Source organism: Povalibacter sp. (genome assembly GCF_036735925.1).
Taxonomy (GTDB): Bacteria; Pseudomonadota; Gammaproteobacteria; order Steroidobacterales; family Steroidobacteraceae; genus Steroidobacter.
In genome coordinates, this window is the sequence record NZ_DAINNK010000150.1 from 1 (window position 1) to 3,633 (window position 3,633).

The following is a 3,633-nucleotide window of genomic DNA, read 5'->3' on the forward strand; positions in this document are numbered from 1 at the left end:
CCGCCGCCGCCGTGCGGCGTGGAGAAGGTCTTGTGCAGGTTCATGTGGATGACGTCGAAGCCCATGTCGCCCGGACGCACCTTGCCGAGGATGGCGTTGAGGTTGGCGCCGTCGTAGTACAGCAGGCCGCCCGCTTCGTGCACGACGCGCGCCACTTCCTGGATGCGGCGCTCGAACACGCCGAGCGTCGAGGGATTGGTGAGCATGATGCCCGCGGTCTTCGGCCCGACCGCCTGCTTCAGTGCATCGAGATCGATATCCCCGTTCGGCAGCGACGGGATCTCGATCACGCTGCAGCCGCACATCGTGGCCGTCGCCGGATTGGTGCCGTGCGCCGCATCGGGAACGATGATTTCGGTACGCTCGTGATCGCCGCGCGCCTTGTGGTACGCGCGGATCATCGCGACGCCCGCGAATTCGCCCTGCGCGCCGGCCATCGGCGTCAGCGACACGCCCTTCATGCCGGTCACTTCCTTGAGCATCTCCTGCAGCTCGTACATGCAGGCGAGGAAACCCTGCCCCGCCGAGTCCGGACCGAGCGGATGACGCGACAGGAACTCCGGCAGCAGCGCGAACTGGTTACAGGCGCGCGGGTTGTACTTCATCGTGCACGACCCCAGCGGGTAGAAATGCGTGTCGATGGAGAAGTTGAGCTGCGACAGGCGCGTGAAATGCCGCACCGCCTGCAGCTCCGACACCTCCGGCAGTTTCGCCGGCTGCTTGCGACGCAGCGCTGCCGGCACATCGGCCTTGATACCGTGGGGATACTGGGCGACCGCGCTGCGACCGCTGCGGGAGTGCTGGAAAATCAGGGGTTCGCGCATCACTTCATCACCTCGGCCAGCGCCTTCGCATAGGCCGCAATGTCTTCATCGGTTCGGGTTTCGGTTGCGCACACCAGCAGCGCATTGCCGAGTTCCGGATATTTCCGCGACAGGTCGTAGCCGCCGATGACGCCGCGCTGCACCAGCGCCTCGAGCACCTCGCCGACATTGCGATCGAGCTGCAGCACGGCTTCGTGGAAGCGCGGGCCGTTGAAGGCGAGCTTCACGCCCTTCACCTTCGTCAGCGCATCGACCAGCGCCTTCGTCTGCTGCTGCGAGGCCGCCGCCACCTGTTCGAGTCCGGCCGCGCCGAGCAGCGACATATGAATCGTCGCCGCCGTGACCAGCAGGCCCTGGTTGGTGCAGATGTTGGAGGTCGCCTTGCTGCGGCGGATGTGCTGCTCGCGCGCCTGCAGCGTCAGGGTGAAACCGGGCTTGCCGTCGAGATCGACCGTGCGGCCGATGATGCGGCCCGGCATCTGGCGCACGTATTCCATGCGCGTGGTCATGAAACCGAAGTACGGACCGCCCGAGGACAGCGGCACGCCGAGCGGCTGGCCGTCGCCGACGACGATGTCGACACCCTTCGCGCCCCACTCGCCCGGCGGCTTGAGAATGGCCAGCGACAAGGGATTCACGACCGCGATGACGAAGGCATTGTTCGCATGTGCCCAGTCGGTGATGGCATCGACATCTTCGAGCAGACCGAAGAAGTTCGGCTGCTGGATCACCACGGCGGTGATGTCCTGACCCTTGTAGGCATCCAGCGCGGACGTCGCCGTCGTGCCCGACCCCGGCGTGTACGGCACGGACTCGAACTTCAGGTTCTGACCTTCGGTGATCGCCTTCGAGACTTCGAGGTAGGTCGGATTGACCGTCGTCGGCACCAGGATGCGCGCCGACTTCGACTTGCGGTGCGCGCGCACGGCCATGAGACAGCCTTCGGCGAGCGCAGAGGCACCGTCGTACAGCGAGGCGTTCGACACCTGCATGCCGGTGAGGCTCGCCATCATGGTCTGGTATTCGTACAGCAGCTGCAGCGTGCCCTGGCTGGCTTCGGCCTGGTACGGCGTGTAGGCGCTGTAGAACTCGCCGCGCGTCACGATCGCCCAGACGGCGGCAGGAATGTGATGCTCGTAGGCGCCGGCGCCGATGAAATTCAGCGGCCGGCCGTCGCGCGATGCGCGCGACTGCATCAGCCGGCCGGTTTCCATTTCGGTCAGCGCTTCGGGAATGCCCGCGAGCGACTGGATGCGCAGGTTCGCCGGAATCTCGTCGAACAGCGAATCGATCGCGGGCGCGCCGATCGCCGCCAGCATCTCCTGGACGTCGGAGTCGGTATGAGGAATGAAAGGCATGTCAGTGTCCTTCCGCCTCGAGCGCCTTCTCGTAGCCCTTGGCATCGAGAAGCTGTTCCAGCTCGGCCTTGTTGCTGGGTTTGAGCTTGAACAGCCAGCCGTTGCCGTACGGATCCTGGTTCACCAGTTCGGGCGAAGAGCCGAGCGACTCATTGGCGGCGATGACTTCGCCGGACACGGGGCTGTACACGTCGGACGCCGCCTTCACGGATTCGACCACGGCCGCGGCGCCGCCCTTGCTCAGCGTCTTGCCGACTTCGGGCACTTCGACGAACACCAGGTCGCCGAGCGCGCCCTGCGCGTGATCAGAGATGCCGATGGTCACAGTGCCATCGCTTTCGAGCCGGGCCCATTCATGGGAGTCGAGATACTTCAGATCGGCGGGAATGGAGGACATGGGAGTTCCTGCTGAAGGTTGCGAAAGTGATCGAGCGACGAAGCTGCCTTCATCGCCCGGGAAATCAGATCAATGCCTTGCCGTTGCGGACGAACGGATATTTGACGACCCGCGCCGCGAGCAGCTTGCCGCGGATATCGACCTGCACCTGCTCGCCCGTGGCGGCGGGCACGCGGGCGAAACCGATCGAGCGTTCCAGGGTCGGCGAGAAGGTGCCGCTGGTCAGTTCGCCTTCGCCCACGCCGGGCGCGACGACTTTCTGATGGCCGCGCAGCACGCCGCGATCTTCGAGCACCAGGCCAACGAGCTTGCGGGGTACGCCGCCCTGCTTCAGGGCTTCGAGCGCGGCGCGGCCGACGAAATCGCGTTCGGGCGGATCGAAGGCGACAGTCCAGGTGAGGCCGGATTCGAGCGGCGAGACGTTCTCGTCCATGTCGTTGCCGTAGAGATTCATGCCGGCTTCCAGGCGCAGCGTGTCGCGCGCGCCGAGACCGCATTCGGCGACGCCGGCGGCTTTGAGACCCGCCCAGAACTTCGGCGCATCCGCGGCGGGCATCACGATCTCCCAGCCATCCTCGCCCGTGTAGCCAGTGCGCGAAACGAAGTACGGACCGAGTTCGCGACCGAAGAAAGGCTTCAGTTCCTGCGCCGCTGCGGCGTGCGAGCCGAGCAGCGTCGATGCCTTGGCACGCGCATTCGGCCCCTGCACGGCGATCATCGCCAGGTCCGTGCGCGGCTTGATATCGACACCGAACGGACCGGCGAAGCGCTTCAGCCACGCAATGTCTTTGTCGCGCGTACCGGCGTTCACGACCACGCGGAACCAGTTTTCATTGATGAAGTAGACGATCAGATCGTCGACGACGCCGCCCGCCTCATTGAGCAGGCAGCTATAGAGCGCCTTGCCCGAGTCCTTGAGCTTGGCGACGTCGTTGGCGAGCAGATAACGCAGGTATTCGCGAGTGCGCGGACCGGTGACGTCCGCGATCAGCATGTGCGACACATCGAACATGCCCGCATCGCGACGCACCGCATGGTGCTCCTCGATCTGCGA

At 65.3% G+C, this 3,633-nt stretch carries 4 protein-coding genes; all 4 read right to left on the reverse strand.

The annotated features are described in order from the left end of the window. Positions 1-824: aminomethyl-transferring glycine dehydrogenase subunit GcvPB (gene gcvPB / locus V7D81_RS22955; protein ID WP_324320708.1), on the reverse strand; the 824-nt coding region annotated here is incomplete at its 3' end. Then, the gene (gene gcvPA / locus V7D81_RS22960) at positions 824-2,182 is read right to left on the reverse strand and encodes an aminomethyl-transferring glycine dehydrogenase subunit GcvPA (RefSeq protein WP_324320710.1); all 1,359 of its coding nucleotides are present in this window, start codon (positions 2,180-2,182) and stop codon (positions 824-826) included. The genes gcvPA and gcvPB, both read right to left, overlap by 1 nt. Before the next feature lies 1 nt (position 2,183). Beyond that, the gene (gene gcvH, locus V7D81_RS22965; RefSeq protein WP_324320712.1) at positions 2,184-2,579 is read right to left on the reverse strand and encodes a glycine cleavage system protein GcvH; all 396 of its coding nucleotides are present in this window, start codon (positions 2,577-2,579) and stop codon (positions 2,184-2,186) included. Positions 2,580-2,643: 64 nt separating this feature from the next. Continuing rightward, positions 2,644-3,633 (reverse strand): glycine cleavage system aminomethyltransferase GcvT (gene gcvT, locus V7D81_RS22970; protein ID WP_324320714.1); only part of this gene is annotated, 990 nt, incomplete at its 5' end.

Excerpts from the sequence above, each read along its gene's own strand:
- gcvH (WP_324320712.1), bottom strand. The coding sequence starts at position 2,579 with ATGTCCTCCATTCCCGCCGATCTGAAGTATCTCGACTCCCATGAATGG.
- gcvPA (WP_324320710.1), bottom strand. The coding sequence starts at position 2,182 with ATGCCTTTCATTCCTCATACCGACTCCGACGTCCAGGAGATGCTGGCG.